Here is a 22,772-nt window from a genome sequence, read left to right on the forward strand (position 1 = left end):
GATTTTCACCTGGGCGGCGCACAATAGCGTCACCCACTGACAATCCGTAGCCAACATCATGTCTGATAACGACGAATTGCAGCAAATCGCGCATCTGCGCCGTGAATACACGAAAGGTGGTCTTCGCCGCCGCGATCTTCCCGCCGAACCCCTTGCGCTGTTTGAGCGCTGGCTGGGGCAAGCCTGTGATGCCAAACTGGCAGACCCTACCGCTATGGTCGTCGCAACAGTCGATGAACACGGTCAGCCGTATCAGCGAATCGTGTTGCTCAAACATTATGATGACAAAGGGCTGGTGTTTTATACCAACATGGGCAGCCGTAAGGCGCACCAGATCGAGAACAACCCACGCATTAGCCTCTTGTTCCCCTGGCATACGCTGGAACGGCAGGTGATGGTCATCGGTAAGGCCGAACGCTTGTCCACGCTTGAGGTGGTAAAATATTTCCACAGTCGCCCGCGCGATAGCCAGATTGGCGCCTGGGTTTCTAAGCAGTCCAGTCGGATCTCCGCACGCGGAATTCTGGAAAGTAAATTTCTTGAGCTGAAGCAGAAGTTTCAGCAAGGGGAAGTTCCGTTGCCGAGTTTCTGGGGCGGCTTTCGCGTGAGCATTGAACAAATGGAGTTCTGGCAGGGTGGTGAAAACCGTCTGCACGACCGTTTTTTATACCAACGTGAAGATGACGCGTGGAAAATTGACCGTCTGGCCCCCTAAAGATGCAAAATTCTTGTTTTAAGCGCTGGTGCTGATGAATCCGGCGCTTTATTCTATGTCTCTTTCGCATCAGGCGAAAAGTCGTGTACCGGCAAAGGTGCAGTCGTTTTATACATGGAGATTTTGATGGCAAGCAGTAACTTGATTAAACAATTGCAAGAGCGGGGGCTGGTGGCCCAGGTGACGGACGAGGAAGCGTTAGCAGAGCGACTGGCGCAAGGCCCGATCGCGCTCTATTGCGGCTTCGATCCTACCGCTGACAGCTTGCATTTGGGGCATCTGGTTCCATTGTTATGCCTGAAACGCTTCCAGCAGGCAGGCCATAAGCCTGTTGCGTTGGTGGGTGGTGCAACGGGTCTGATTGGCGATCCGAGCTTTAAAGCCGCCGAGCGTAAACTGAATACTGAAGATACCGTGCAGGAGTGGGTGGATAAAATTCGCAAACAGGTGGCACCGTTCCTCGATTTCGACTGTGGCGACAACTCGGCGATTGCTGCGAACAACTACGACTGGTTTGGCGGTATGAACGTACTGACTTTCCTGCGTGATATCGGCAAACACTTCTCCGTAAACCAGATGATCAACAAAGAAGCGGTTAAGCAGCGTCTGAACCGTGACGATCAGGGGATCTCCTTTACCGAGTTTTCTTACAACCTGCTGCAAGGTTATGATTTTGCCTGCCTGAATAAACTGCATGGCGTGGCATTGCAAATTGGCGGTTCTGACCAGTGGGGTAACATTACCTCGGGTATCGATCTGACCCGCCGTCTGCATCAGAATCAGGTATTTGGCCTGACGGTTCCGCTGATCACTAAAGCTGACGGTACCAAATTCGGTAAAACGGAAGGTGGCGCAGTTTGGCTGGATCCGAAGAAAACCAGCCCATACAAGTTCTACCAGTTCTGGATCAACACAGCTGACGCGGACGTATATCGCTTCCTGAAATTCTTCACTTTCATGGACATTGAAGAGATCAATGCGCTGGAAGAAGAAGATAAGAACAGCGGTAAAGCGCCGCGTGCCCAGTATGTTCTGGCTGAGCAGGTAACGCGTCTGGTTCACGGCGAAGAAGGTTTAGTGGCGGCGAAACGCATTACCGAAAGCCTGTTCAATGGTAACCTGAGCGACCTGAGCGAAGCGGACTTCGAACAGCTGGCACAGGATGGTGTACCGATGATTGAAATGGACAAGGGTGCCGACCTGATGCAGGCGCTGGTGGATTCTGAACTGCAGCCTTCTCGCGGTCAGGCGCGTAAGACCATCGCGTCTAATGCGGTCACCATTAATGGTGAGAAACAATCTGACCCGGAATATTTCTTCCAGGACAGTGATATTTTGTTCGGCCGCTACACCTTACTGCGCCGTGGCAAAAAGAACTACTGTCTGATTTGCTGGAAGTAAGTCAAAGTCAGCAGGGGCGTGGGAAACTACGCCCCTTTATTTTTTAGGGTTGTGGTAAGTAAAATGAAGAATATCCTCGCCATCCAGTCCCACGTTGTTTTTGGCCATGCCGGCAACAGTGCTGCCGAATTTCCGATGCGTCGTCTTGGCGCGAATGTCTGGCCGCTCAACACCGTTCAGTTTTCTAACCACACGCAGTACGGTAAATGGACCGGCTGTGTTATGCCACCCAGTCACCTGACTGAGATTGTTCAGGGCATTGCTGATATCGATAAACTTCAGACCTGCGATGCGGTGCTGAGTGGTTATCTGGGATCCGCTGAGCAGGGCGAGCATATTCTGGGTATTGTGCGCAAAGTGAAAGCGGCAAATCCCCAGGCGAAATTCTTTTGCGATCCAGTGATGGGTCATCCTGAAAAAGGGTGCATCGTGGCGCCTGGCGTTGCGGAATTTCATGTTCGTCACGCACTTCCGGCCAGCGACATTATCGCGCCAAATCTGATTGAACTCGAAATTCTGTGCGAGCATGCGGTTAACAATGTTGATGAGGCGGTGCTGGCTGCCCGTGAACTGATTGCGCAGGGGCCGGAAATTGTGCTGGTTAAGCATCTTGCCCGTGCAGGCATGAGCGCAGATCGCTTTGAGATGCTGTTGGTCACCGCTGATCAGGCGTGGCATATCAGCCGTCCGCTTGTTGATTTTGGCTCACGCCAACCGGTTGGCGTTGGTGACGTCACCAGTGGCTTGCTGTTGGTTAAACTGTTGCAGGGGGCTTCATTGCAGCAGGCGCTGGAACATGTGACTGCGGCGGTGTACGAAATTATGATCGCCACCAAAGAGATGCAGGAGTATGAGCTGCAGGTGGTTGCCGCTCAGGATCGTATCGCGAAACCGGAACACTACTTTAGCGCTACTCAGCTGTAATCAATGTGCAATGGCGCTCACGCTTATCGGGCCTGGGTTTGGCTGTAGGCCGGGTAAGCGCAAGCGCTACCCGGCAACAACAATTAATTTAATCCTTCCGCTTTAAGCGCTGCGGCAACCGCCGGGCGTTCAGCCATCCGCGCCATATACGCCTCGATATGGCTTAATCCTGCCATATTCAACTTAACCGCATACGCCCAACGCAGTACGGTAAACAGATAGGCATCAGCAATGCTGAAGCGTGCGCCGCAAATCCACGGGTTGTCTTTCAGCGATTCGTTCACATACTGCATTTTTTTCTCAAGCAATGCGCGTACGGTTGGTTTGTACTCCTCTGGCGTGTCCGGGCGGAACAGTGGGGTAAAACCTTTATGTAGCTCTGTAGCGATATAGTTAAGCCATTCGATAGTTTTGTAGCGTGAGAGACTGCTGGTAGGGGCCAGGAGATGACGGTCTGGAACGGTATCTGCGAGATATTGCATGATGGCGACGCCTTCGGTCAGTAGTGTACCATCATCCAGCAACAGTGCGGGAACTTGTCCTTTCGGGTTTACCGCGAAAAAATCGTCGCCGTTTTCCAGGCGTTTCTTCATCAGATCAACACCATCCAGAGTGAAATCTTTACCGCTCTCACGAAGTGTGATGTGGGAAGCGAGAGAACAAGCGCCCGGTTTGTAGAACAGTTTCATCGGTAACTCCTTTTGGCTGAGGTATACCGTATGGTAGTGCTACCTGGAGCAAAAAAAAAGCCGCTAACAACAGTTAGCGGCCTGAAATTAAGTTTCCCTGAGAATTACGCTGTTGCGGCCTTAGCGGCTTTCTCATCGGCTTCGTCGTCCTGAGTCATACGATTCAGTTTCGGTGCCGTCAGCAGCATCAGAACAGCGATAACCGCCGTTGCAACACCAATCTGCAGGAACACGCGACCGTAGACTTCCAAAGACATCAGCGGATCGGTCACATTCTCCGGAACCGCCATCATGTTAGCCACGTAACCACCGATGATGTTTGCACCGGCAGTGGTCAGGAACCAGCTACCCATAATGAAGCCCATCAGACGCTGTGGAACCAACTGTGCCACCATCGCCAGGCCCAGACCAGAAATCATCAGTTCACCGATACTTTGCAGACCGTAGCAGATGATCAGCCAGTTAACAGAAACGATGCCCGCATCGGTCGCGAATTTAGCGCCCAGCGGCAGGATCAGGAACGCACCGGAACACAGCACCATACCAATCGCAAATTTGGTTGGCATCGGCAGCGTATCGCCCATCTTGTTATAGATAGCGGCGAGGATTGGGCTACCAATGATGATCCAGAACGGGTTCAGCGCCTGGTACTGTTCAGGTTCGAAAGCAATGCCAAGAATAGAGTGCTCAACGTTACGAATCGCAAAGAAGTTCAGTGAGGTCGGCATCTGGCTGTACAGCACGAAGAAGATAATCGCTTCCAGCATCAGAATGAAGGCGACGATCATTTTACGACGGGCAGCACCGTGCATGGTGAAGGCTTCTTTACCGAAGATAAATACGATACCGATAGCAATTACACCCAGAACCATACGTGCGATCTGCTGGTTGTGCAGCAGCCAGGTCGCAATCGCGATCAGCACCACAACGCCAACGATGGTCAGCAGCAGGTTACGGAAGTTGATCGGCTCAAAGTCAGGCTTGGAACCGTACTGTTTAACCCAGCGCTGGCAGAAGGCGAAGTTAACAACGGTGATCAGCATACCCACAACGCTCAGGGCGAACGCGGTGCTCCAACCGTAACGCGCTGCCAGCCACGGTGTTGCCAGCATAGAGAAGAATGAGCCGATGTTGACGGACATGTAGTACATGGTGAATGCACCATCAAGACGCGGGTCATCTTTGGCATAGCAGGTAGAAAGCAGGGAAGATGGGTTCGCTTTAAACAGGCCGTTACCGACCGCGATGGCTGCCATACCCATATAAACGATACCCGCATCGTGACCAGACCATGCAACCAGCGCATAACCAATGGCCAGGACAACGGCACCCAGCATAATGACGCGTTTTGTACCCAGAACTTTATCACCTAACCAGCCACCAATAGCAACAAGGCCATACACCAGGGCGCTAAAGGAGGAGAAAAGGGTGATGGAATCCGCTTCTGACATACCCAGTTGCTTCACCAGGTAGACGGCCATAATCCCTTGCAGGCCGTAATAACCAAAACGTTCCCATAGCTCAATTGAGAAAATGAGATAGAACGCTTTTGGTTGTTTGAAGGCGTTTAAACTGACGCTTTCTGTTGGTTTATTGTTTGCAGTAGACACTTTTACCTCTTTTTTTACATCCCATATCAACGGGGGTGTTCTGGTACGTGATGAGTCAAGTTCATCCGTCCGATTGTTATAGTGGGAGGGGAAACGGCAAGTAATGTTCACTATCTTGACCATTCAGACAAGGGGTTTGTAATAATCTGTTACATATAACTCAGATGGTGAAATCGTCGGGGCTGAGAAATGTTATCCAGCGTTAAATTTCTTCATATGGAGAATGACAGATTTTTACACTGTAAGGATGGGGTCAAAATGGGAATGTGGCGATATGTTCTGCTATTTTGGCTTGAAGGTAGTGATATGGTCCATTATCTGAAAAATAGCCAGTGTAATGTTTTGTATCGAAACGAAGCTGTCAGGTCATCTGATTGTCATTTTAACTACAAAATAATAAATATTTTACATAATGTTATCAGGGTGATCTTGATCACGGATGGATAGAAATTTCTACTATTAAAAAAACGATTAACCTACTCAGGTGTTAGTTCACAAGAATATTACATTAGATATGCAGGAAGGTACGGCATCATTGTCGGGAAATTAACGGTTGAGAAGTGCATAACTAATCGTTATGAAATAGGGGCCAGCGTTGTGGCCCCATGTTGTCAGATATCGACTTTTTCTTTGAATTCGCAAAGATCTTCGATAATGCAGGAACCGCAACGTGGTTTTCTGGCTATGCAGGTGTAGCGACCATGAAGAATTAACCAGTGGTGGCAATCGACTTTAAATTCACTGGGGACGACTTTCAGCAGTTTCTCTTCGACCTGTTCGACGTTTTTACCTGGGGCAAATTGTGTCCGGTTACATACCCGGAAAATGTGGGTATCTACGGCAATCGTTGGCCAGCCGAAGGCGGTATTTAACACTACATTCGCCGTCTTGCGCCCAACGCCAGGCAGGGCTTCTAATGCGGCTCTGTCTTCCGGAACCTCGCCATTGTGCTTTTCCAGTAAAATGCGGCAGGTTTTAATCACGTTCTCCGCTTTGCTGTTAAACAAACCGATTGTCTTGATGTAGGACTTAACACCTTCAACGCCGAGTTCCAGCATCGCGGCAGGCGTATTAGCGACGGGGTAAAGCTTAGCTGTTGCTTTATTGACGCTGACATCGGTGGCCTGCGCGGAGAGCAAGACCGAAATCAGCAGTTCAAACGGTGATGTAAAATTAAGCTCGGTTGTCGGATGCGGATTGTTATCACGCAGGCGCGTCAGTATTTCCAGCCGTTTTGCTTTGTTCATTACACATTCCCTGTTTCACCCGCCGGGTCTGCTGCCATAGCGGCCTCGGCACGACGCTTCTTCATCTTTTCATCAATCAGATACTTAACAGCCAGCATCAGCCCCAGGCCAATGAATGCACCCGGCGGTAGCATGGCCAGCAGAAATGGTGTGTCAGTATGGAAGATCTCCACGCGCAGGACTTTGGCCCAATTGCCCAGCAGTCCGTCTGCGCCGTCGAACAATGTACCGTTACCTATGATTTCACGCAGCGATCCGAGAACAAACATGGCGCCGGTCGCCCCCATGCCAATAGAAAAACCATCGAGCGCGGATAAAGCAGGGCCCTTTTTAGCGGCAAAGGCTTCTGCGCGGCCAACAACAATACAGTTGGTCACAATCAAGGGGATAAAGATACCCAGAGACTGATACAGGCCAAAGGCGTAGGCATTGATAAGCATTTGTACCGCACTCACTACGGAGGCGATGATCATGACATAAATGGGAATACGGATTTCGGGCGGTGTCCAGCGGCGTAGCGCTGAAATTGTCAGGTTTGTCAGGGTCAACACCAGCGTAGTCGCAAGCCCCAGACCTAACGCATTGGTTGCAGTAGAGGTAACGGCCAGCAACGGGCACATCCCGAGTAACTGTACAAGGGCGGAGTTATTTTTCCAAAGCCCCTGAACAATGACGTCTTTAATTTCGCTCATGGTTATTCTCCACAGGCGCTAAGTTGAGGAAGTTGCGCAGGCAGCGTCTGCGCATATAAACCGGCGCGTTTTACTGCATTCACTACCGCACGCGGCGTGATGGTTGCGCCCGTAAACTGGTCAAAGTCGCCGCCGTCTTTTTTCACCGCCCAGTGAGGGTCGTTCTCTGCACTAATCGTTTTGCCGCTAAAATGGGTTATCCAGTCTGACAGACGTAACTCGATTTTATCACCGAGGCCTGGTGTTTCATGATGTTCTGTTACCCGCGTACCCAGCACAGTACCGTTGAAATCTACACCAACCAGAAGTTGAATTGCGCCGGAATAACCATCGGGGGCCGTAGCCTCCAGAATTGCCGCAACCGGACGATCGTCCTGGCGGGCAATATACACTCGGTGGCTGCCTTTGCCTAACGCTGGCGCATCGACCAGATAACAACTCTCAGGCAAGTTATTATTGTAGCGTTCGCCAGGCAGAACCTGATCGAACAGTGCTTTTTGCTGCAGCGCGGCCTGTTCATCAATAGTGGACTTGGTTAATTGATTGATTGCCGCGGTTAACCCCGTCGAGCCCGCAGCAAACAGCGCCAGTGTAATACCGTGTTTACGAATCGTTTTCAGCATAGGGAGTCCTTAGCGATGTCCGTACACGCGAGGGCGAGTGTAATAATCAATCAGCGGAACCGTGATATTTGCCAGCAATACGGCAAAAGCCACACCATCAGGATAACCGCCAAAACTACGAATCAGCCAGACCAACAGACCCGCAAGCGCGCCAAAAATCAGGCGACCACGGTTGGTAGTTGATGCCGTAACGGGATCGGTAAGAATAAAGAATGCACCCAGCATGGTGGCGCCGGAAAGCAGGTGCAACTGCGGTGATGCCAGAGAGTCTGGCGAGAAAATCCAGCCTAAAGTGGCGCAAACAGCGAGCGATATCAGGAAGCTCACCGGGATGTGCCAACGAATCGCTTTCTGCCATAACAACACGATGCCGCCCGCGAGCCAGGCAAGGTTAACCCACTGCCAACCCGCGCCCGCGAGCATGCCGCTGTAAATCGGATACTGCATCACCTGTTCAACGGTACGCCCTGCATGTAGTGACGTCTTAAAGGTATCGAGAGGCGTTGCCTGACTGATGCCGTCGATCCCTATACGGAGCGTGTTCATATCGCTGCCGCCAGCGGTATGTCCGGTAAAGATAACGTTTAAAGCATCAAAAAATCCGGGCACCGTAGCGGCAATTTCATGCGGTGGCAGCCAGCTTGTCATTTGCACCGGGAATGAGATCAACAGCACGACATAACCAATCATTGCCGGATTAAATGGATTCTGCCCAAGACCGCCATACAGCTGCTTGGCAATGATAACGGCGAAGACGGTACCCAGGATCACCATCCACCACGGAGCCAGGGGAGGAATACTGACGGCAAGCAGCAACCCTGTAAGCAGGGCGGAGTTGTCTTTCAGGATTGCGGCAACGGGCTGTTTACGTAGTTTAAGCACGCCCGCTTCGGCGGCGATGGCACTGACCGATGCCAGCACTATCTGGAACAATGTACCCCAGCCGAAGAACCACCATTGAGCGGCAATTCCTGGTAATGCAGCAATCAGAACCAGCATCATGATACGCGATGTTTGACGCTGGTTATGGGTATAAGGGGAGCTAGCTATTCTGAATACCATTTATTCCTCGTTTACAACCTGCTGCTGTGCGGCTTTCTTTGCCTGAGCGCGAGCAATAGCGGCCGCAACGGCGGCTTTACGTGGATCAACCGGCTCGGCCGTTTCCGTTACTGCCTGCTGCTCAAGCTTGCGGGCTTTGGCACGGGCAATTGCGGCTTCGACGGCAGCTTTGCGCGGGTCAACCGGTTCGGTTGTTTCCGTAGCTGATTGCTGCTCAAGCTTGCGGGCTTTAGCTCGGGCGATTGCGGCTTCGACGGCGGCTTTGCGCGGGTCAACCAGTTCGGCTGTTTCCGTAGCTGCCTGCTGCTCAAGCTTGCGGGCTTTGGCTCGGGCAATTGCGGCTTCGACGGCAGCTTTGCGTGGATCCGCACCCGCTCTGCTGTCCTCATCTTTTGACGGATTATCAGTGCGTGCGGCGCGAGCCTGCGCTTTTCGCGCTTCACGTGCGGCAATCACTGCGCTGTTATCAGGTTTTTCACCCGCCTGAATGACAACCGGCTGCATAGCCTGGGCCTGTTTCTCTTTCACGCGAGCCAGTGCAGCAGCGATGGCATCATGATCTTTCGCTGCAGGTTGTACAGCTGCGTTTTTATGCCGCTCAAGACGCGCTGCTTTTTCACGTTCAAGGCGCGCCTGTCGGGCTTCAAATCGCGCTTTTGCTTCAGCCGCTCGTTTTTCTTCCTGACTAATGGCGTAAATCTCGGCTTTTTCCTGACGGAAATACTGCACCAGGGGAATGTTGCTTGGACATACCCAGGCGCAGGCACCGCATTCAATGCAGTCAGCAATGTTGTGGGTTGTCGCTTTATCATGCTGCTGGCCTTTACTGAACCAGTAAAGTTGCTGCGGCAGAAGATCGGCAGGGCAGGCATCGGCGCAGGCGCTACAGCGAATACAGCCTTTTTCTTCCTGCGGTTCACCCATTTCACTGGCAGAAGGCGCAAGCAGGCAGTTGCTGATCTTCACGATGGGAACATCCAGCCAGGGCAGGGTAAAGCCCATCAGCGGACCGCCCATGATCACCATCTGGTCAGCAGAAGGACAGAAATCTGCATCATTGAGCAGGTGACGAACAGGCGTACCCAATCGCGCCCAAACGTTGCCCGGGCGGCTGACTGCTTCGCCCGTTAGCGTGACCACACGCTCGGTGATTGGCTCGCCGTCAATAACGGCCCGCTTGACAGCATAGGCAGTCCCCACGTTTTGCATCAGCACCCCGATATCGGAGGAACGTCCACCGTGAGGAACCTGTTTCCCGGTCAGGATTTGCGTCAATTGTTTGGCACCGCCTGACGGGTATTTAGTGGGAATGACTCGTAAACTGATATCGTGAGAATCAGCCAACACTGCGCGCAGCATGGAGATAGCCTGCGGTTTGTTATCTTCAATACCCAGCAGGACTTCGCGCGGTTGAAGAATATGAGCAAGTATGCGGATACCTTCGACCACCTGGGCCGCGCAATCTTGCATTAAGCGGTCATCCGCGGTGATGTAGGGTTCACATTCAGCGGCGTTGATGATCAGTGTTTCAATTTTATCACCGCCACCCTGCAATTTGACGCCGGTTGGAAAACCTGCGCCGCCGAGTCCGGCAACACCGAATTGGTGAATACGGGCTATGAGCTCCTCGCGGCTGCGGGCACGATAATTTGCCCAGCCGTCACGCTCAATCCAGCGATCTTCGCCGTCCGCATCAATGATGACGCTAAGTTCAGCTAAAGCCGAAGGATGCGCGGTAGAGTGCGGGGCAATGGCAACAACGGTGCCGGAGGTCGGGGCGTGTACGGGCAACATTCTGCCGCGCCCACGGGTTAGCGCCTGACCACGCAGCACGGTGTCGCCCACATTGACACACAGTTCACCTTCAGCGCCAATATGCTGCTTCAACGGAATAATAAAGCGCGGAGCCAGCGGAACCTGCCGCAGCGGTGTCCCGTTAGACTGGGTTTTCATTTCAGGTGGGTGAATGCCGCCATCAAAGTCCCAGATTTTATTTTTTCTGAATGCGGAGAATAACTTAAGCATGTTGTTCCACAGGAATGATGCGCACAGGAATAGTGTTTAAATCCCACTTCCAGCTGTCAGGTGTCTCGGCGACCGGGCGTAATTCGATACATTGGGTCGGGCACGGATCAACGCACAAATTGCATCCGGTGCACAGATCGCTCATCACCGTGTGCATGGCACGCGTAGCGCCCACGATGGCATCGACCGGGCAGGCCTGAATGCATTTTGTGCAGCCGATACAGTTATTTTCATCAATCACCGCCAGCATACGAACGGGGGTAGCGTCCTGCTCATCACCATCAATAGGTTGCGGATCGACGTTCAACAGGGTCGCAATTTTTAGCATCACCGCTTCGCCACCAGGGGCGCATCGGTTGATTTTTTCGCCCTGACAGCCAATAGCTTCAGCATAAGGACGGCAGCCCGGATAACCGCACTGCCCACACTGGCTTTGCGGGAGAATTTCATCAATTTTCTCCACGACTGGATCATCCTCGACGGCAAATCGACGAGAGGCATAACCCAAAATAGCGCCGAACGCCAGACCCAGCAGACTCACTGCGGCAACGGCAATCCAGATAGCATTCATTACAACTTCACCAAACCACTAAAGCCCATAAAGGCCAAAGACATTAAACCAGCGGTAATCAGCGCAATCGCATTACCGCGGAAGGGGGCAGGAACGTCTGCCACGGCGAGGCGTTCGCGAATTGCGGCGAACAGAACCATCACCAGTGAGAAGCCGACGGCGGCGGAAAAACCGTACAGCGCCGACTGTAAAAAATTATGCCCGAGGTTGATGTTCAGCAACGCTACACCTAATACCGCGCAGTTAGTGGTGATCAGCGGTAAGAAGATCCCCAGTAGGCGATACAGCGCAGGGCTGGTTTTGCGTACAACCATCTCGGTAAATTGTACCACCACGGCGATGACCAGAATGAAGGCCAGCGTGCGCAGGTAGATGAGATCGAGCGGGATGAGGATCCAGGTGTCAATCAGCCATGCGCAAATGGATGCCAGCGTCATTACAAAGGTCGTGGCGAGGCCCATACCCATTGCGGTTTCCAGTTTTTTGGAAACGCCCATAAAGGGGCATAAGCCCAGAAACTTGACCAGTACAAAGTTATTGACCAGTACAGTTCCGACAAACAGCAGCAGGTAATCAGTCATTTTTCGGCCTGAAATAAAAAAGCCGCCTATTATCTGACAATCTACAACAGGCGACAACAGGTTAACTGTAGGGTTATTACGGGTTCACAAACGTCGTCTTAACGCGTTGCGAGCGTTTGAAATAGGGTACCAGCAGCGCAGCCGCTAACAAAGGGAACAGCAGTTGACGCACGGCAAACGCATCCGGAACAGGTGAAAATGCAAACGCTTTAATTGCCAGTAACACCGAGATCAGCAGCCATATAATATAGTGTTTTGGCACACAGACTCTGCGTTTGAAAAACGCGATGGTCAGCCACAGCGTGTAGTACCACATGGCGATAGCGGTAATAAAGGAGACGCCCCATAGCAGCAAATTCGTCGTACTTTGCTCGCTCAGCGTGTGGAATGTCTGCGGTGTGGCCAACGCAGTGACATACAGCAGTAACGCCAGCGAAGCACTTAACAACGCGACTAACAGCCAGGCCAATGGCCCAAGTAGCCAGCCTCCGATACGTTGTGCCGCTGTTGTAGTCATTTCATCTCCAGGTTTACGCGCGCGAACAGACATGCCGTTCATTTTGGGGCAATTATTATAAAGCTTTTAACGCCAGGCGCTACTGTCTTGTTTATTGCACGTAATGCCAGACGGATTTGGGTACCTGGCCAACATCGAACAGGCGGCCTCCCGAAATGAGCTCGGCACGGCGGTGGTCTGCAGCGCGATACATATTGATAATGTCGCTATCGTCAGTAAGTGTGTAGTTAAGATGATCGAACAATTTTTCCAGACTTTCTAGCGAACTGATTTTGCGGAATTTTAATAAGTAATCCTGAACAGTCATAAAAGGCAATCCATATTAATAAAATAATACTAACGGAGTAGTAAATATTAAAAAACAACCAACGTTGTACAGGTAAACGCGAATTTGCGCGCAAATGTAAGAAGAGTTTTCAACCCTGTGGGAATCCAGGCGCTATTTACGCCTGCGGAAAGGGTAACGCGCTTCACGATCGCAGGCAATACGCGCTGGAGCGGGATGCGGCATAATTCGCTTTTTTTTTGACAAAAAATGATCTTTTACAGCCCTACCCAGCAACCATCGCGGAGTTAACTGCCAGGCTATAACGGGCTGCGTATATTTATTTTTTCTGTACTGCAGCGACGGGTTCCGGTGGTTGGTAGTTGTCAATATGATTGGCAACACCCAACAGGATCACGGAGACCACGAGAACAATCCAACCTGTTAACTCAATAAGACGATTCATTACTGACGACATTTGCTTTGATTTATCCATAAACACAGGTAGCAAATGTTACTTATCAATAAATGATACAGCAAGAGCATTGGGAACGATTTCGATGACTTTTTCGCGGCAAGTTAACTCTAAGTGGCATATGTTTGACTTAAGTTAAGCAACAACCTTTGTAGCGCAAAGGTTATTAAACTATTGTGGCGCTACTATCTATGGTGTGAAATAGGCCAGATCTGAATTGAGAGGCAAAAACATGAGTGACAACATCCGCGTTGGGCTAATCGGTTACGGTTATGCCAGTAAAACTTTCCATGCCCCCCTGATCGTGGGCACTCCGGGTCTGGAACTGGTTGCGGTGTCCAGTAGTGATGAAACAAAAGTGAAGGCGGACTGGCCTTCGGTGGCGGTTGTTACTGAGCCTAAACACCTGTTTAACGATCCGAGTATCGACCTTATTGTGATCCCTACACCCAATGATACACACTTCCCGCTGGCGAAAGCGGCGCTGGAAGCAGGTAAGCATGTGGTTGTTGATAAGCCTTTCACTGTGACACTGTCACAAGCACGCGAGCTGGATGCGCTGGCCAGAAGCGTAGGGCGCCTGCTTTCTGTCTTCCATAACCGTCGCTGGGACAGCGATTTTCTGACGCTGAAAGCCTTGCTGGCTGATGGCGCGTTGGGTGAGGTGGCTTATTTTGAATCTCATTTCGATCGCTTCCGCCCGCAGGTCCGTGACCGCTGGCGTGAACAGGGTGGCCCGGGGAGTGGTATCTGGTATGACTTAGCGCCGCATCTTTTAGATCAGGCAATTAACCTGTTTGGCTTGCCGGTGAGCCTGACGGTCGATCTGGCACAGCTCCGTCCAGGGGCGCAGTCGACAGATTACTTCCATGCCATCCTGACGTATCCGCAGCGTCGGGTGATTCTTCACGGAACGATGCTGGCAGCGGCTGAGTCTGCTCGTTATATCGTTCACGGATCGCGTGGCAGCTATGTGAAGTATGGTCTGGACCCACAAGAGGAACGTCTTAAAAATGGTGAGCGGCTGCCACAGGAAGACTGGGGTTATGACATGCGTGATGGTGTACTGACACGCATGGAAGGTGATGAGCAGGTGGAAGAAACCTGGTTAACCGTGCCAGGTAATTATCCGGCTTACTATGCGGGAATCCGTGATGCGCTGAATGGTAACGGCGAGAACCCGGTTCCAGCCAGACAAGCCATTCAAATCATGGAACTGATTGAGTTGGGCATTGAATCGGCGAAACACCGATCGACGCTGTGCCTTGCCTGATAATGCCAATGTCGGATGTCGAGGCATCTTATCTGGCCTACAATGCAATGTAGGCCAGATAAGCGTTAGCGCCATCCGGCAATAAAGCCATTACGCTGCGGCGACTTTCTCACGCAGTGCTTGTTTCTCTTCATTGCTCAGGAACGCCATTTCCAGGCCATTGATTTGCGCCTGGCGAATCTGTTCACGCGTCAATCCTGCAGCCGGAGCGGCTACGGTGTATTCGTGAATAATATCCACACCCTGAACCGCCGGGTCGTCCGTATTCAGACTGGCCAGTACACCGTGTTCAAGGAATGTTTTCAGCGGATGCGTCGTCAGTGAGGCGACGGTACTGGTTTGAATATTCGATGTAAGACAGGATTCAATGCCGATACGCTGCTCGGCGAGAAAATCCATCAGGGCGCGATCTTCGACGGCTTTTACGCCGTGGCCAATACGTTCTGCTCCCAGTTCTCTGATAGCTTGCCAGATGCTTTCCGGGCCTGCCGCTTCACCTGCATGAACCGTGATATGCCAGCCAGCGTCGCGTGCACGGTTGAAATGGGACAGGAACAAACTGCCCGGGAAACCGAGTTCATCGCCGGCCAAATCCAGTGCGGTGATGTGATCACGATGCGCTAACAGTGCATCCAGTTCCTGCAAACAGGCAGCTTCGCCGAAAGTACGGCTCATAATTCCAATTAAGCGAGCTTCAACGCCGAACGTTTTACAGCCTTCGCGTACGCCTGCAATAACGGCTTCAACCACACCTGCAACGGGGAGTTGATGGGCCATCGCCATATAGCCTGGGGAAAAACGTAGTTCAACGTAATGCAGACCATTACGTGCGGCATCCTCAATATTCTCAAATGCGACGCGGCGACAGGCATCCAGCGAGGCCAGCACTTTGACACCCCAGTCAAGCTTTGACAAAAAACTGACCAAATCAGGCTCAGTTGACGTTACCTGCACGTGAGGGATCAGCATTTCAAGTGTTTGAGCAGGAAGCGTTAAATTAAACTGACGACCAAGATCCAGGATCGTTTGGGCACGGATGTTCCCATCAAGGTGGCGATGGACGTCGGTTAAAGGAAGGGAAGTATCAATCATGGTCGCACTCATGTTTTTAGGTAAAGTGCGCAGTATTATAAGAATAAATCGGGATAAAAATCTATGTTGCGCAATGATTAATTTCATTGCGCAACTTTAGTTAGCGCAGAGAGCGCAGGGCGTTAATTAATCCCTGAACACCTTTCTCAAGTTTTGAGCGGGGACATCCGGTATTCAGGCGTACAAAACCGCACCCTTCCTCTCCGTAGGTCGAACCTGGCATGATCGCCACTTTTTGCTGGTGGATAAGCGCATTTTGTAACGCCTGGTCATCAACCCTGAGCGGACGTAAATCTATCCAGGCCAGATAGGTGGATTGCGGGATCTGCCAGTTAAGTTCAGGGAACGCGGTATTAAGTTCATCAGCAACATAATGCAGGTTGCCGACAAGATAATCCCGTAAGGCATCCAACCAGCGCTCACCTTGCTGATAGGCGGCAATATGTGCGGTGAGTGCCAGCACCGCAGGGGAAGACAATCCATCGCGTCCCTTTAGCGCACTGAGATAATCGTTGCGACTATTGGCGTCTTCGATGATCCCATACGCTCCGGTTAATGCCGGGATATTGAAGCTCTTGGAGCCGGAGGTGAGTAGCGCCCAGTCGCCGCGTGCGACATTGATCCACGGGATATGCGGTTGCTCTCCCCAAACCATATCCATATGGATTTCATCGGAAATGACGTTGACACCATGTCGCTGGCATAAGTCAGCCATGGTTTCCAGTTCCTCGTGCGTCCACACTTTGCCCGTTGGATTTTGTGGGCTACACAGCAGAAGAATTTTACTCTCTGGCCGTGAGAGAGCTGCTCCCAGCTTTGCCATGTCGCAATACCAACCGTCGCTCCGCTTTTCCAGACCGACGGGGAGCACTGTGCGCTGGTTGCCCTCGATGGCCTTGTAGAATGCATCGTAAGCTGGCGTATGGACAACTACCGCGTCGCCTGCAGACGACCACTGGCGGATGAGTTCTGAGACCATATAGATAACTGAGGGGCCATATACCAGCGATTGAGGATCGATCCGGGTATTGTGACGAGTTAGAAACCAGTGGCTAATGGCCGCCAAAAACTCGTCATTTTTCCAGCGGCTGTATCCTAATACACCGTGTGACAGGCGCTGTGTCAGCGCCTCCAGAATGCAAGGGGCCGTAGCAAAATCCATATCAGAGATGGTGAACGGCAGCAGATCGGCAGTGCCAAAACGGTCGGCAACGTAATCCCACTGAGTACACCAGGTACCATGCCTGTCCACAACCTTTGAAAAATCAAACATGTCGTTGTCCTCACGCCTGTACGGTGTTCATCAGAACTGCGATTTCGTCTTTCACTGACTGGACCTGCGGGCCAATAACGACCTGAAGGTTATGCTGATTGAGCTGTACCACGCCAATGGCCCGGTTGTCTTTCAGTGCCTGGACATTTACGCGTGACATATCTTTGACCGACAAGCGCAAACGCGTAATGCAGTTATCCAGACTAACGATATTCTCCGCGCCACCCAATGCCGCCAGAATTGCCGGGACATTGTAGCCAGATTTACCGGGTGTGCCTGCCATCACTTTCTCGATATTGCTGGCAATTTCGACATCACGGCCCGGTGTCTTCAGATTAAAGCGGGTGATCGCGAAGCGGAAGATAACGTAGTACACCGCAAACCAGATGGCCGCGACAACAGGGACCAGATACCACTTGGTGGACAACCCGTGCAGGATCCCGAACACCACGAAGTCAATCAGGTTACCGTCTGTGTTGCCGATAGTCACACCGAGCACCGCCATCACGGTAAAGCCGAGGCCGGTCAATAAGGCGTGGATCACGTACAGAACTGGGGCAACGAACAAGAACAAGAATTCCAGTGGTTCGGTGGTACCGCCAATGACGCAGGCAATCAGACCAGAAATTAATAACCCTTTAATTTTATGTCGATTCTCAGGACGAGCACAGTGATACATCGCTAATGCTGCACCCGGCAAACCACCGAGGAACGCCGGCATTTTGCCCTGAGACAGGAAGCGGGTTGCGCTTTCAGAGAAGCCTTGTGTTGTCGGGCAGCTCAGCTGCGCCTGGAAAATAGTCAATGCGCCACTGACGCTATGACCACACACTTCCTGGGTACCGCCCGCTTCAGTAAAACGAATGAGGGCCACCAGAATATGGTGCAGGCCAAAAGGCAGCAGCAGGCGTTCGCCGGTACCAAACAGCATCGGACCAAATTCACCTGCGCTGTTGATGATATTGCCGAGCCCGGTAATACCCATCGCAAATATAGGCCAGATCAGAGGGATAACTAATCCAACCAGTCCCATGACCAGTGAAGAGATGATGGGGACAAAACGGGTGCCGCCGAAGAAAGCCAATGCGTCCGGCAGACGGATATTGTGGAAGCGTTCATGCAGCATCCAGACAATGATCCCAGCGATGACGGCACCGAGGATCCCGGTGTCGATCGACTGGATCCCCAGGATGTTTTGGATGTTATTGGCCTTCAGGATTGCTGCATCAGTGGTAGGTAAAATCCCTTTCGCCGTCAACCAGAAGTTAACGGCAAGGTTCATGACTGCATAACCAACAAACCCGCCAAATGCCGCCACACCTTTGTTCTCGCGCGCCAGACCGAGAGGAATAGCAATACAAAACATCACGGGTAAGAAACTAAAGGCGAAAGAGCCGACTTTACTCATCCAGGTAAAAAGAGCCTGAAGCACCGGGTTACCCAATGCGGGGATCAGCGTTAAGACATCATGACTGCTTAATGAACTGCCGATCCCCAACATGATCCCGCAGAAGGAGAGCAGAGCCACGGGCAACATAAAGGTTTTGCCCAACTGCTGGAAAAATTCCCATAACGTTATTTTTGGTGTGGTTCTCGTCGTCATCTAACGACTCCTCGTGAAAGCTCGGTGACTAATGATGGCGAGAAGATAAAACGTTTTACCTAATTTTAGTGCGGTATAAATCACATTATCGAATGATAATACGGCGTATAACTATAACCGATTGATAAAACGTTTTATCCGTCACGTTATCAGGGAGTTTTCTGTTTTTATGGCTATAGCCAAAAAAATAACCATTCATGATGTTGCGCTGGCTGCCGGGGTTTCGGTCAGTACAGTCTCATTGGTGCTTAGTGGAAAAGGGCGTATCTCATCCGCAACCGGGGAGCGGGTAAACGCAGCCATTGAGCAGTTGGGGTTCGTACGTAATCGTCAGGCATCGGTGCTGCGTGGCGGTCAGAGTGGTGTGGTCGGGCTGATTGTGCGCGATCTGTCTGCGCCATTTTATGCTGAACTGACGGCAGGCCTGACGGAAGCATTAGAAGCACAGGGTCGGATGGTCTTTCTTTTACACGGCGGCAAAGACGGTGAACAATTGGCTCAGCGTTTTGCGATGCTACTTAATCAGGGCGTGGATGGCGTAGTCATTGCAGGTGCAGCTGATAGCAGTGATGCGCTGCGACAACTGGCTGAAGAAAAAGGGATTCCGGTCGTATTTGCCTCACGAGCCAGTTACCTGGATGACGTCGACACGGTACGACCCGACAACATGCAGGCAGCGCAATTGTTGGTTGAGCATCTCATTCGGCACGGTCACCAGCGAATCGCGTGGCTGGGGGGGCAGAGTTCTTCTTTAACCCGCGCAGAGCGTGTCGGCGGCTATTGTGCGACGCTGCTAAAATATGGTTTACCGTTTCATAGTGATTGGGTTCTGGAGTGTTCATCCAGTCAAAAGCAGGCTGCCGAAGCCGTTGCTGCACTGTTACGCCGCAACCCGACGATCAGCGCCGTAGTGTGTTACAACGAAACCATCGCTGTTGGTGCCTGGTTTGGTCTGATGAGAGCGGGGCGTCAGAGCGGCGAAATTGGCGTCGATCGCTATTTTGAACAGCAAGTCTCACTGGCCGGATTTGCGGATGTGGCAGAAAACGCGCTGGATGACATTCCCATTATCTGGGCCAGTACCCCGGCACGCGAAATGGGTTATACCCTGGCTGAACGTATACTGCAGCGCATTGGTAATGATGACAGCCATTCCCGCAATCTGACGCTTTCCGCCCGACTGGTCACGCAGAAGTAGCTTGCCGAAGATCAAAAGCCCGATAAGCGGTATTATCGGGCCTGGTTCAGAGAAGAATTACTGTTGTGGAACTGCCGGAGCATCCGGTTCGCCAAGGGTCGGCATACCGAACATACCAACAAACTCATCCAGCGGCATCTTCTGCCCGTTGAGCGTTACCTGGCCATTGGTGTATTGCAGGCTGGAGCCGATAGTGTTGTCCTGCATCGTGGTAATGCGGAACATCTGCCCCATCGCAGCCATGCCATTGACCTGCTGTTTAGCCAGCTCCGCGGCTTGCTCCTGCTGATAGCCCTCAATTTTGGCTATCTGTGTCATGAACTCAGTTGCCATATCCACAGGAATAGTCAGCTTCGCGTCCAGTGATTTGACTGAACGATCCACTTCCTGAGCCAGCGTTTGTGGCTCTTCTTTGGTCGCGGTTGGATCTTTGAGCAGCAGCGACAGATTAAACGTCGTTTCGCCTTTCGCATTTTTCCAGCTTAACGGCGCAATGGTGATTACTGGTTCACCTTTCATCAGAATGGGCAGCGCATTAAAGAACGCTTCCGTGACTTTCTGCTGATACAGCTCTGGGTTTTGGACGACATCAATCTGCGACATTAGCGCCTTGGTTTGGGCACTGTACTGCTGGCTGAACTGATGCAGGGCTTCACCGTCAATCTGACCCACTTTCAGCGTTAGCTTACCGCTACCCAAATCCTGACCCTGTAATTTAAGGCTGTTCAGGGTGTAATCCAACTGACTGTTCACGGTTTTTCCGTCGTTAATCAGATCGGATTTACCATCAATTCCCATTCCTTCCAGCACGGCCAGTTCTTTGCCTTCGACCGATATCGACAGCTTATCGAGAGACAGCTTCTGGTCGCCGATGCGTTCACCAAAACTGGCGACACTGCTGGACCCTTCGGTTGTCAGGTTATTAAAGGTAATTTGCACCTTCTGATCGTATTCGTTGACTGCATTAACCTGACCGCTTTGCGCAGTGCCCGTCAGGGAAACCGCGTTACCGTCTTTATCTGCGGTGAACTGGAATTCCCCACCGCTAAAGGCCACTTTTTCGTCGCCTTTCTCGTAGTTCAACGGTTTAAGGGAAAGATCGGAACGGGTGTCGCCACTATAGCTAATACGGGAGTTGATGACGAAAGGAGACTCGCCTTTGGCTATATCAAACAATGACTTAGTGACATCGTTATTCACCAGTGTTGTTCTCACCGAAGCCATAGCAGGAATGAGGTTCAATGACTTAAGCTGGGTTAACGGGAAGGGGCCGTGATCCACCGTTTCATCCAGAACGATAGTTTGGCCTGCTTTCAGCCATGCGTTTTCCTGTCCGGCGATGGGCTTCACTACCAGTTGCAGTTGGCTATTGAACACGCCGCGCTGGTAGTTTTGATAACTCAGTTCAATTCCTGCCTCAGGTGAGTAGCGTTTGATCTGATCATTTGCCTGCGTCACCATCTCAGCGAGATGCGTTTCCAGTTTCTTTCCGGTGTACCAGGCGCCGCCCGTCCAGACGATACCCAGCGCAACCACCACACCCGCAGCTACCAGCGATTTTTTCATTTCGATATCCATAAAATAAAACCAGGCGTTTGAAGACGCCTGGAGGAGTGACATGTTTTTAACTCTCTACTAGCTTAGCAAGAGTTGTCAAAAATATCAGTATCTTGCTAGAGCTTGTTGTAAACACGCGCTAAACGGCCGACGCCGCTGACACTTATTGGCGATTCATTCGCACTAATAAATGCGGATTCACCCGGTTTTAGTTCCAGACGTTGATCGCCTTTACTCAGTAGCGCTTCACCTTCGATGCAGAACAAAATTGCCGCGCTGTGCTGGCTAATTACGGCTTCTCCGGCAGACAGTTCATGCAGGGAGAAGGCGAAATCATCAACCGGGATCGGGAAGTCGAGTTCACCACCGGTTTTGACCGGCGTGGTCAACAGTTGGTTCGCCGGTTTTGCGACAAATTTAACGTTGGCCACCAGCTCCGGAATATCGATATATTTCGGTGTCAGCCCTGCACGCAGCACGTTATCTGAGTTTGCCATGACCTCAAGTGCCACACCTTGCAGATAGGCGTGCGGCGTTTCGGCGAACAGGAACATCGCTTCGCCAGGATTTAGCTTCACCACATTCAGCAGCAGTGGGGAGAAAAGACCGCTGTCGTTCGGGTAGACATCGGCGATAAGGCGAATAGTCTGCCACGGTTCGCCTTGCTGGCTGTTAAGGGCTGATTTCAGTATTGCCAGTGCATGCGATTTTTCCTGGTCCTGCATATTTAACAGGCTGGCGAAAAGGTAGCTCAGGCGCTCGGCACCGGGTTCCTGCAAAAAGTGAGCAATGGCAGGATGTGCGCCCGCAACCGGTTGTAACAACGCAACGATGTCAGAGAACTCGCGAAACGCATTCATCGCCAGGAATGGCGTCAGGGCAAAAACCAGTTCTGGCTTGTGGTTCGGATCTTTGTAGTTACGCTCAGCGGCATCCATCGGGATCCCGGCAGCGTTTTCTTTGGCGAAACCTATCTCAGAGTTGTGTTTGTTTGGATGGACCTGAATAGAAAGGGGTTGAGCGGCGCAGAGCACTTTAAACAGGAAGGGCAGTTCGCCAAAGCGTTTTGCTACCGCATCGCCCAACAGTGCGGATTTATCGTGCTCGATAACATCGCGCAGAGCAACGGGTTGGCCATCGGCCCCTTGAACCTGAGAGCTGCTTTTCGGATGAGCACCCATCCACAGCTCGGCCATTGGCTGCTGGGTTGGGTTGGCAATGCCATAAAGTTCCGTTAACGCAGTTTTACTTCCCCAGGCGTAGTGTTGCACTGAGTTGATCAGTTTTTGCATTATCAATGCCCTGTTTCAATGTTGAAAAATCTCTGGCTATTAAACCAAGAAACCCCGGTCGAAGTAACCTGCACGTGCAAAAAGTCG

22 protein-coding genes are annotated in these 22,772 nt (G+C 51.7%); 5 read left to right on the plus strand and 17 right to left on the minus strand.

All coding sequences use genetic code 11. The annotated features are described in order from the left end of the window. Positions 1–58: 58 nt before the first annotated feature. From pdxH to pdxY, 3 genes are all read left to right on the plus strand, one after another. The gene (gene pdxH / locus AL515_RS12165; protein ID WP_048211753.1) at positions 59–715 is read left to right on the plus strand and encodes a pyridoxamine 5'-phosphate oxidase; all 657 of its coding nucleotides are present in this window, start codon (positions 59–61) and stop codon (positions 713–715) included. Positions 716–841: 126 nt separating this feature from the next. After that, positions 842–2,116 carry a tyrosine--tRNA ligase gene (tyrS, locus tag AL515_RS12170; RefSeq protein WP_020996426.1) on the plus strand — a complete coding sequence of 425 codons (1,275 nt, stop codon included), beginning with the start codon at positions 842–844 and terminating at the stop codon, positions 2,114–2,116. Positions 2,117–2,179: 63 nt separating this feature from the next. Beyond that, a complete protein-coding gene (gene pdxY, locus AL515_RS12175; RefSeq protein ID WP_048211752.1) occupies positions 2,180–3,040 on the plus strand; it encodes a pyridoxal kinase PdxY in 861 nt (286 codons plus the stop codon). 83 nt (positions 3,041–3,123) lie between these two features. On the opposite strand, the gene gstA is transcribed toward pdxY, so the two are convergent. From gstA to blr, 12 genes are all read right to left on the minus strand, one after another. Next, positions 3,124–3,729, minus strand: coding sequence for a glutathione transferase GstA (gstA, locus tag AL515_RS12180; protein ID WP_048211751.1), 606 nt, complete (start codon positions 3,727–3,729; stop codon positions 3,124–3,126). Positions 3,730–3,833: 104 nt separating this feature from the next. Further along, entirely contained in the window at positions 3,834–5,339 is a 1,506-nt protein-coding gene (dtpA, locus tag AL515_RS12185; protein ID WP_048211750.1) for a dipeptide/tripeptide permease DtpA, read from the minus strand. Between the two features lie 611 nt (positions 5,340–5,950). Next, the gene (gene nth / locus AL515_RS12195; RefSeq protein WP_048211749.1) at positions 5,951–6,586 is read right to left on the minus strand and encodes an endonuclease III; all 636 of its coding nucleotides are present in this window, start codon (positions 6,584–6,586) and stop codon (positions 5,951–5,953) included. Further along, positions 6,586–7,278, minus strand: coding sequence for an electron transport complex subunit E (locus AL515_RS12200; RefSeq protein WP_048211748.1), 693 nt, complete (start codon positions 7,276–7,278; stop codon positions 6,586–6,588). The genes nth and AL515_RS12200 overlap by 1 nt, the downstream gene beginning before the upstream one ends. Before the next feature lie 2 nt (positions 7,279–7,280). Next, positions 7,281–7,901: an electron transport complex subunit RsxG gene (rsxG, locus tag AL515_RS12205; protein WP_048211747.1), complete on the minus strand. Its 621-nt coding sequence runs from the start codon at positions 7,899–7,901 to the stop codon at positions 7,281–7,283. Between the two features lie 9 nt (positions 7,902–7,910). Continuing rightward, positions 7,911–8,963, minus strand: coding sequence for an electron transport complex subunit RsxD (gene rsxD, locus AL515_RS12210; protein ID WP_048211746.1), 1,053 nt, complete (start codon positions 8,961–8,963; stop codon positions 7,911–7,913). After that, complete coding sequence (gene rsxC / locus AL515_RS12215; RefSeq protein ID WP_061067858.1) at positions 8,964–10,988, minus strand: electron transport complex subunit RsxC; 2,025 nt, start codon at positions 10,986–10,988, stop codon at positions 8,964–8,966. Then, the gene (gene rsxB, locus AL515_RS12220) at positions 10,981–11,559 is read right to left on the minus strand and encodes an electron transport complex subunit RsxB (RefSeq protein WP_005121200.1); all 579 of its coding nucleotides are present in this window, start codon (positions 11,557–11,559) and stop codon (positions 10,981–10,983) included. Before rsxB ends, rsxC begins: the two co-directional genes overlap by 8 nt. Next, entirely contained in the window at positions 11,559–12,140 is a 582-nt protein-coding gene (rsxA, locus tag AL515_RS12225) for an electron transport complex subunit RsxA (RefSeq protein ID WP_005121199.1), read from the minus strand. Before rsxA ends, rsxB begins: the two co-directional genes overlap by 1 nt. A 76-nt stretch (positions 12,141–12,216) precedes the next feature. Next, positions 12,217–12,657, minus strand: coding sequence for a DUF2569 domain-containing protein (locus AL515_RS12230; RefSeq protein ID WP_061068822.1), 441 nt, complete (start codon positions 12,655–12,657; stop codon positions 12,217–12,219). A gap of 91 nt (positions 12,658–12,748) precedes the next feature. Further along, positions 12,749–12,964, minus strand: coding sequence for a transcription modulator YdgT (gene ydgT, locus AL515_RS12235; RefSeq protein ID WP_003832804.1), 216 nt, complete (start codon positions 12,962–12,964; stop codon positions 12,749–12,751). Between the two features lie 298 nt (positions 12,965–13,262). Further along, the gene (blr, locus tag AL515_RS12240) at positions 13,263–13,388 is read right to left on the minus strand and encodes a division septum protein Blr (protein ID WP_040233850.1); all 126 of its coding nucleotides are present in this window, start codon (positions 13,386–13,388) and stop codon (positions 13,263–13,265) included. Between the two features lie 241 nt (positions 13,389–13,629). Here blr and AL515_RS12245 point away from each other — a divergent pair, with 241 nt between their 5' ends. After that, positions 13,630–14,670, plus strand: a complete 1,041-nt coding sequence (locus AL515_RS12245) for an oxidoreductase (RefSeq protein ID WP_048211743.1) — start codon at positions 13,630–13,632, stop codon at positions 14,668–14,670. 90 nt (positions 14,671–14,760) lie between these two features. On the opposite strand, the gene add is transcribed toward AL515_RS12245, so the two are convergent. From add to malX, 3 genes are all read right to left on the minus strand, one after another. Next, entirely contained in the window at positions 14,761–15,762 is a 1,002-nt protein-coding gene (gene add, locus AL515_RS12250; RefSeq protein WP_048211742.1) for an adenosine deaminase, read from the minus strand. Positions 15,763–15,862: 100 nt separating this feature from the next. After that, positions 15,863–17,035 carry a MalY/PatB family protein gene (locus tag AL515_RS12255; protein ID WP_061067859.1) on the minus strand — a complete coding sequence of 391 codons (1,173 nt, stop codon included), beginning with the start codon at positions 17,033–17,035 and terminating at the stop codon, positions 15,863–15,865. A 10-nt stretch (positions 17,036–17,045) separates the two neighbouring features. After that, positions 17,046–18,638: a maltose/glucose-specific PTS transporter subunit IIBC gene (gene malX, locus AL515_RS12260; protein WP_061067860.1), complete on the minus strand. Its 1,593-nt coding sequence runs from the start codon at positions 18,636–18,638 to the stop codon at positions 17,046–17,048. A 169-nt stretch (positions 18,639–18,807) separates the two neighbouring features. Between malX and AL515_RS12265 the strand changes: the two genes are divergently transcribed. Continuing rightward, complete coding sequence (locus AL515_RS12265; protein WP_048211739.1) at positions 18,808–19,836, plus strand: Mal regulon transcriptional regulator MalI; 1,029 nt, start codon at positions 18,808–18,810, stop codon at positions 19,834–19,836. Positions 19,837–19,893: 57 nt separating this feature from the next. Here AL515_RS12265 and AL515_RS12270 read toward each other — a convergent pair whose 3' ends face one another. Further along, positions 19,894–21,402, minus strand: a complete 1,509-nt coding sequence (locus tag AL515_RS12270; protein ID WP_061068823.1) for a YdgA family protein — start codon at positions 21,400–21,402, stop codon at positions 19,894–19,896. A 107-nt stretch (positions 21,403–21,509) separates the two neighbouring features. Continuing rightward, positions 21,510–22,685, minus strand: a complete 1,176-nt coding sequence (manA, locus tag AL515_RS12275) for a mannose-6-phosphate isomerase (protein ID WP_061067861.1) — start codon at positions 22,683–22,685, stop codon at positions 21,510–21,512. Between the last annotated feature and the right edge of the window lie 87 nt (positions 22,686–22,772).

The sequence above is a fragment of the Citrobacter sp. FDAARGOS_156 genome, from assembly GCF_001559235.2.
Lineage (GTDB): Bacteria > Pseudomonadota > Gammaproteobacteria > Enterobacterales > Enterobacteriaceae > Citrobacter > Citrobacter youngae.

Excerpts from the sequence above, each read along its gene's own strand:
- AL515_RS12200 (WP_048211748.1), bottom strand. The coding sequence starts at position 7,278 with ATGAGCGAAATTAAAGACGTCATTGTTCAGGGGCTTTGGAAAAATAAC.
- rsxA (WP_005121199.1), bottom strand. The coding sequence starts at position 12,140 with ATGACTGATTACCTGCTGCTGTTTGTCGGAACTGTACTGGTCAATAAC.
- blr (WP_040233850.1), bottom strand. The coding sequence starts at position 13,388 with ATGAATCGTCTTATTGAGTTAACAGGTTGGATTGTTCTCGTGGTCTCC.
- rsxB (WP_005121200.1), bottom strand. The coding sequence starts at position 11,559 with ATGAATGCTATCTGGATTGCCGTTGCCGCAGTGAGTCTGCTGGGTCTG.
- ydgT (WP_003832804.1), bottom strand. The coding sequence starts at position 12,964 with ATGACTGTTCAGGATTACTTATTAAAATTCCGCAAAATCAGTTCGCTA.
- manA (WP_061067861.1), bottom strand. The coding sequence starts at position 22,685 with ATGCAAAAACTGATCAACTCAGTGCAACACTACGCCTGGGGAAGTAAA.
- gstA (WP_048211751.1), bottom strand. The coding sequence starts at position 3,729 with ATGAAACTGTTCTACAAACCGGGCGCTTGTTCTCTCGCTTCCCACATC.
- AL515_RS12270 (WP_061068823.1), bottom strand. The coding sequence starts at position 21,402 with ATGAAAAAATCGCTGGTAGCTGCGGGTGTGGTGGTTGCGCTGGGTATC.
- rsxC (WP_061067858.1), bottom strand. The coding sequence starts at position 10,988 with ATGCTTAAGTTATTCTCCGCATTCAGAAAAAATAAAATCTGGGACTTT.
- pdxY (WP_048211752.1), top strand. The coding sequence starts at position 2,180 with ATGAAGAATATCCTCGCCATCCAGTCCCACGTTGTTTTTGGCCATGCC.
- rsxG (WP_048211747.1), bottom strand. The coding sequence starts at position 7,901 with ATGCTGAAAACGATTCGTAAACACGGTATTACACTGGCGCTGTTTGCT.
- malX (WP_061067860.1), bottom strand. The coding sequence starts at position 18,638 with ATGACGACGAGAACCACACCAAAAATAACGTTATGGGAATTTTTCCAG.
- add (WP_048211742.1), bottom strand. The coding sequence starts at position 15,762 with ATGATTGATACTTCCCTTCCTTTAACCGACGTCCATCGCCACCTTGAT.
- AL515_RS12245 (WP_048211743.1), top strand. The coding sequence starts at position 13,630 with ATGAGTGACAACATCCGCGTTGGGCTAATCGGTTACGGTTATGCCAGT.
- AL515_RS12265 (WP_048211739.1), top strand. The coding sequence starts at position 18,808 with ATGGCTATAGCCAAAAAAATAACCATTCATGATGTTGCGCTGGCTGCC.
- AL515_RS12230 (WP_061068822.1), bottom strand. The coding sequence starts at position 12,657 with ATGACTACAACAGCGGCACAACGTATCGGAGGCTGGCTACTTGGGCCA.
- pdxH (WP_048211753.1), top strand. The coding sequence starts at position 59 with ATGTCTGATAACGACGAATTGCAGCAAATCGCGCATCTGCGCCGTGAA.
- tyrS (WP_020996426.1), top strand. The coding sequence starts at position 842 with ATGGCAAGCAGTAACTTGATTAAACAATTGCAAGAGCGGGGGCTGGTG.
- AL515_RS12255 (WP_061067859.1), bottom strand. The coding sequence starts at position 17,035 with ATGTTTGATTTTTCAAAGGTTGTGGACAGGCATGGTACCTGGTGTACT.
- rsxD (WP_048211746.1), bottom strand. The coding sequence starts at position 8,963 with ATGGTATTCAGAATAGCTAGCTCCCCTTATACCCATAACCAGCGTCAA.
- nth (WP_048211749.1), bottom strand. The coding sequence starts at position 6,586 with ATGAACAAAGCAAAACGGCTGGAAATACTGACGCGCCTGCGTGATAAC.